The organism is Holdemania filiformis DSM 12042 (genome assembly GCF_000157995.1).
In the GTDB taxonomy this organism is placed as follows: domain Bacteria; phylum Bacillota_I; class Bacilli_A; order Erysipelotrichales; family Erysipelotrichaceae; genus Holdemania; species Holdemania filiformis.
In genome coordinates, this window is the sequence record NZ_GG657561.1 from 506807 (window position 1) to 512426 (window position 5620).

A 5620-nucleotide genomic window follows, 5' to 3' on the forward strand; every position below is an offset into this window, starting at 1 on the left:
GAACGGTTATTGGAAATTCTGAACGATTTAGCCGAGCTTGATCAGCGGTTTAAAAGCGGCACGCTGGACCGCAGGCTGGGCTTTGAAATGTTCTTAATCAAAGCCGCGCACTAAAAAAGAAAATCTCTGAAATCACCAGAGAAACAGTCAGAATCCGCGTGTTTTCATACGCTGAAAGAATAAAGGGAGTGTTACGATGGATTCATTAAAGGAACTTTATAAAATCGGTCCGGGTCCCAGCAGTTCGCATACGCTGGGACCGCAGCGGGCCTGCCAGCTGTATAAGGCGGAATACGGCGAGCAGCTGCACCACGTCGAAGTCGAGCTGTACGGCTCGCTGTCGTTAACCGGCAAGGGTCATCTGACGGATTATATCATCCGCAAGACCTTTGAGCCGGCGAAGACGACGATCTTCTTTTTAAAGGACTGGAAGGAAAGCTTTCCCAACGGCTTTTATATCCGCGGCTACAACCGGGATCATCAGCTGCTGGCAAAATGGACGGTGTTCTCCGTTGGCGGCGGTTCGATTAAGATTTTAGAAAAGCATCTGGAAACGGGTGAAAACGTCTATCCGGAAAATTCGATGCAGGCGATCCGTGAAATCTGCGACAAAGAAAAGATCGGTTTTGCGGAATACGCGCTGCGGGCGGAAGCCGGACTGGAGCCGTATCTGGATAAGATTCTGACCGCGATGCTCGCTTCCGTAAAGGAAGGGCTGCAGGCCAGCGGCGTTTTGCCGGGACGGTTGAAGATGGAACGCGCGGCGAAGGCAATGCTTTTACAGGCGGGAACGATCGAGGATGAAGCGGAACGGACGAAGATGAAGCTGGCGGCCTATGCCTATGCGGCCAGCGAACAGAACGCTTCGGCCGGCATCGTCGTCACTGCGCCGACATTGGGCTCCTGCGGCGTCATGGCGGCCTTGATGTATTACTATTATAACGATCAACAGATCACCCGCGGCAAGCTGGTCAAAGCGCTGGCGGTGGCGGGTTTGTTCGGGGATCTGATCAAAACCAACGCCACGATTTCCGGTGCGGTCGGCGGCTGTCAGGCGGAGATCGGCGCAGCCTGCGCGATGGCCGCGGCCGCCGCCGCCTATCTCAACGGCATGAACTGCGGTCAGATCGAATACGCTGCGGAAATCGGCATGGAGCATCACCTTGGATTAACGTGCGATCCGGTCGGCGGCTATGTCATCATACCGTGCATCGAACGCAATGCCGTCGCGGTTTTGCGCGCCTTGGACGCGATGTCGCTCGCGCGCACGCTGAGCCGGATTAAAAAGAACCGCGTCAGCTTCGACGTCGTTGTCAAAACGATGAACTATACCGGCAAGCATCTGCCGATTGAACTCAAGGAAACCTCGCTTGGCGGCTTGGCCAAAGAGGTGCAGATTGTGCCTGAGGAACATCCTTCCTGTCTGGACGGTCATCTGATCGTTGAGGAAGCCGTCATGGAAAACGACGTGCTGGCTTCGCCGATCCGGTTCGATCTATGAACAACGCGGCGCAGACTGTCGTGCATCCGTTCGCGCCGATCTACGACGCGCACAGCCGGGTGCTGATTCTCGGATCGCTGCCCTCGGTCGCCTCGCGTCAGCAGGCGTTCTATTACGCGCATCCGCGCAACCGGTTCTGGCCGGTCATGGCGGCGCTGGACGGAAGTCTGCTGGACACCACGGCGCAGCGCGTGGCCTTTCTGCACCACCGGCACTTCGCGTTGTGGGATGTGATCGCCAGCTGCACAATTACCGGCAGCAGCGACGCCAGTATCCGCGACGTCACCGCCAACGATTTCAACCGGCTGCTTGCGGAAACGGAGATCAAAACCATTGTGACGACCGGCAAGACCGCCGGCCGCTGCTATCAGAAATACGCTCAGCCGAAAACCGGCATCGAAGCGATCGTACTGCCTTCCACTTCGCCGGCCAACGCCGCGGTGTCGTTCGAGCAGCTGCTCGAGGCCTACCGGTTTCTGTTTGAGCTTTAGAGAAAAATTGAAGTTCCAAAGGAGGACATGCGCATGGGAATTTTATTATGGCCGTTTAAACTGGTATTCTGGCTGACAGGACTGGTGTTGTCCTTATGCGGCAAGCTGATCACCATCATTTTGGGGTTAGTCGTCTGCGCACTGGGTTTGATGCTGTGCGCGACGCTGATCGGTCTGTGGCTGGGCATTCCGTTAGCTATATTAGGGATTTCGCTGATCATTAAAGGAGTTCTGGGATGAAACGCCCGGAACTTTTAGCACCGGCGGGCAGTATGGACGCGCTGATCGCCGCCGTCAACAACGGGGCGGACGCGGTCTATCTGGGATCGACGCGCTTCGGCGCGCGGGCCTATGCCGGCAACTTCGATGAGCAGCAGCTGCGTCAGGCTGTGCGCTATTGTCATCAGCACGAGGTGAAGGTCTATGTCACCGTCAACACGCTGATTTTCGAAAACGAGCTGGACGACGCCAAGGCGCTGATTGATTTTCTTTATCACAACGACGTCGACGCTCTGATCGTGCAGGATCTCGGCTTGGTTTCCTGGATCCGCCGGGCTTATCCGGATTTTGAGCTGCATGCTTCGACGCAGATGCACATTCATAACCGGGAGGGCGTGCGCTGGGTCAGGCAGCTGGGGATGAAGCGCGCTGTGCTGGCGCGGGAAACCCCGGTCGAACTGGTCAGGGAGTGCGCTGAGGAAGGACTGGATCTGGAGATTTTCGTCTACGGTGCCTTGTGCGTCTGTTACAGCGGCGAATGCCTGATGTCCAGCATCAACGGCGGCCGCAGCGGCAACCGCGGCCAGTGCGCACAGCCCTGCCGGCTGCCGTATCAGCTGGTTGAAAGGGACAGCGGCCGGGTCATCGAAGCTCCGGGGGAATACTTATTAAGTCCGATGGATCTCAATACCCTCGACCAGGTTGAGGAGCTGATCCGCAGCGGAGCGACGAGCTTTAAAATTGAAGGCCGGATGAAGCGTCCGGAATATGTCGGCGCAGTCGTGCGGGCTTACCGTGAGAAAATCGACGCGGTTCTGGCCGGAATGCGGCCGGCTTCTGAGGAAGGGGAACAGATCCGGTTAAAGAAGTTGTTCAACCGCGGCTTCACCACCGGCTATCTGTTTCATCAAAGCGGACCGGCGCTGATGAATCCGCTGCGCCCCAATCACGTTGGAATCCGCATCGGCACGGTGTTGAGCCAACGCAACGGCCGTGTCCAGGTAAAATTAACCGCGCCGCTGCATCAGGGCGACGGACTGCGGATTTTACGTGAAAACGGCGAAGATATCGGCTTCATTGCCAATTACATCTATAAGCATGATTTGTTATGCGCCCAGGGACAGCCGGGCGAGATCATTGAGCTGCCGGTGCGGGAGAAAGTCCGGCCGGAGGCTGCTTTGCTTCAGACGACCGACAGCGAGCTGATGAAGGAAATCCAGGCGCAGTCTGCTCAGCCGGCGCGCCGGACGGCTGTGCGGTTTACGATCCGCGGCCGGGCTGGCGAACCGATGCTGTTGGACGTCTGCGACGAAATGGGATTTCAGGCGCAGGCCCGGACGGAACAAGTTCTGCAGCCCGCGCAGAAAGCACCGTTGGACACGGGGCGGTTAACCCAGCAGCTGGGCAAGCTGAACGATACGCCGTTTCAGCTGGAAAGCGTCGACAATCAGCTGGAAGGGGCGTTGTTTCTGCCAGTTCAGCAAATTAATGAAGCCCGCCGCCAGGCGCTTGATCATCTTGCGCAGCGGCGAGCTGTCCGCTATCCTGAGCGGGCTCAGCTTCAGCGTCAGGCTGTTCAGCCTTTAACGATCCATGAAAAACAGCCGCTGCCGGGATTGATCGTGCAGATTGAAACCCGCGAACAGGCGGAAGCGTTAGCTGAGCTTCCAGTGCAGCTGATCAGCAGCGTGCCGGCCCTGATTCAAGCGTATCCGCAAATCATGCCCTCAACGCTGCGGGTCCAGGAGCATCCTGCCCGATACGAAACGGAATGGCTGCAGGCCGAGGAAATCGGAACGCTGATCCGGACAACGACGCGGCTGATCTGTACGAGCGGCTTCAATGTCACCAACAGCGAAGCGCTGGCGCTGCTGCTCAGCCAGACTTCGGTAGCAGGTGTGGAATTTTCACTGGAAATTAATCCAATACAGCAGAGTGCGATTCGTGAAGCGTTTAAAGAACAATACGGATTTTCCGCGCCGACCGTGCAGTACGTCTACGGCTATCGCGATCTGATGGTGTCCAAGGCTTGTCCGGTCAACCGATTGTTAAAAGACGGGACAAAGCGGAACTGTCAGCTTTGTCATCAGCAGGCCTATGCGCTGAAAAATAAAAAAGGCGAGCTCTACCCCGTTTTCGGCGACGCCGCCTGTTACAGTCATTGTCTTGAAAAAACGCCGTTTGAGCTCAAAACCGGCGAGCTGGATCCACATTCTGCGTGGAAGCTCCGGCTGACGCTGGAAGACGGCGCTGCCAGCCGGCGGATCGTTGAACGTTTCCTTCGTATCCGTAACCGGATTCAGGGAGAATAAGAAACTATTGGTTGAAAAGAAAGAACAAGATCGTACACTTCCACCGCGGCGAAACGCCGCGGTTTTTCTATGTTTCGGTATGAAAATCGAAAATCCTGTTTCGGAAGCGGGATGAGCTGGTTTAACGTTTTCAATTATGCTACACTAACAAAAAGGGGGAATCTTCATGTTTGAAGCTTCAATTTCAGAACTGGCGGAAGGCCTGCGGACCGGCCGCTGGACCAGCCGGAGTTTAACCGAGGAAGCACTGCGCCGTATCGCGGAGATCGACCAGTCCGGGCCGGGCTTGAATGCGATTGCCGAGGTGAATCCGGATGCGCTTTGGATTGCGGACGCGCTCGACCGCGAGCTGCGGGAAACAGGACCGCGCGGACCGCTGCATGGGCTGCCGGTCGTCGTGAAAGATAATATCAGCACGGCCGGCAAGATGCACACCACGGCCGGTTCGGCAGCACTGGCTGATTTTTACGCACCGCAGGATGCCGAAGTCGTGCGCCGGCTGAAGCAGGCGGGAGCTGTCATTCTCGGCAAAGCCTGTCTTTCTGAATTCGCGTATTGGGTAGCCCGGAAGCGGAAGATGCCGTCGGGGTTCAGCTCGCGCAGCGGTCAGGTCGTCAATCCCTATGATCCGCAGCTGGATCCGTCCGGAAGCAGCTCCGGCTCCGCCGTGGCCGTCGCCGCCCAGCTTGTGCCGTTTTCCATCGGTACGGAAACCAACGGTTCGCTTGTTTCCCCAGCCCGCAACAACGCCGTGGCAACGATCAAGCCGACAGTGGGGCTGATTTCCCGCAGCGGCATCATTCCGATCTCCTCGATGCAGGATACAGCTGGACCGATGGGCAAGACGATCGCGGACTGCGCCGTCGTTCTGGATGCGTTATGGGGCAAGGATGAACTGGACCCGGCGACGCTGGCATGCCCGGATCACTTCGATTTCGCCGGAGCGCTGAACCGCGGGGTCGCAGGCTTCCGGATCGGCGTGCTGACGTTTGACGACGCACCGCAGGATGAACTTGAAAACACGATTCTGGAGCAGGCACGGCAGATTCTGGTGCAGCAGGGCGCAACGCTGGTGCCGGTTTCCCTCCCGCAGGGCC

At 57.4% G+C, this 5620-nt stretch carries 6 protein-coding genes; all 6 read left to right on the forward strand.

The window, feature by feature from the left end; genetic code table 11:
• Positions 1-9 precede the first annotated feature (9 nt).
• Complete coding sequence (locus HOLDEFILI_RS20575) at positions 10-114, forward strand: hypothetical protein (protein WP_425268589.1); 105 nt, start codon at positions 10-12, stop codon at positions 112-114.
• A gap of 82 nt (positions 115-196) precedes the next feature.
• Entirely contained in the window at positions 197-1501 is a 1305-nt protein-coding gene (locus HOLDEFILI_RS15070; RefSeq protein ID WP_006060693.1) for an L-serine ammonia-lyase, iron-sulfur-dependent, subunit alpha, read from the forward strand.
• On the forward strand, positions 1498-1992 hold the full coding sequence (locus HOLDEFILI_RS15075) for a DNA-deoxyinosine glycosylase (RefSeq protein ID WP_006060694.1): 495 nt from the start codon (positions 1498-1500) through the stop codon (positions 1990-1992). The genes HOLDEFILI_RS15070 and HOLDEFILI_RS15075 overlap by 4 nt, the downstream gene beginning before the upstream one ends.
• A gap of 33 nt (positions 1993-2025) precedes the next feature.
• Positions 2026-2232, forward strand: coding sequence for a hypothetical protein (locus HOLDEFILI_RS15080; protein WP_039865122.1), 207 nt, complete (start codon positions 2026-2028; stop codon positions 2230-2232).
• Positions 2229-4523 (forward strand): peptidase U32 family protein, encoded by a 2295-nt coding sequence (locus HOLDEFILI_RS15085; RefSeq protein ID WP_006060696.1) that lies wholly within the window; start codon positions 2229-2231, stop codon positions 4521-4523. The genes HOLDEFILI_RS15080 and HOLDEFILI_RS15085 overlap by 4 nt, the downstream gene beginning before the upstream one ends.
• A gap of 166 nt (positions 4524-4689) precedes the next feature.
• Positions 4690-5620 (forward strand): amidase family protein (locus tag HOLDEFILI_RS15090; RefSeq protein WP_006060697.1); only part of this gene is annotated, 931 nt, incomplete at its 3' end.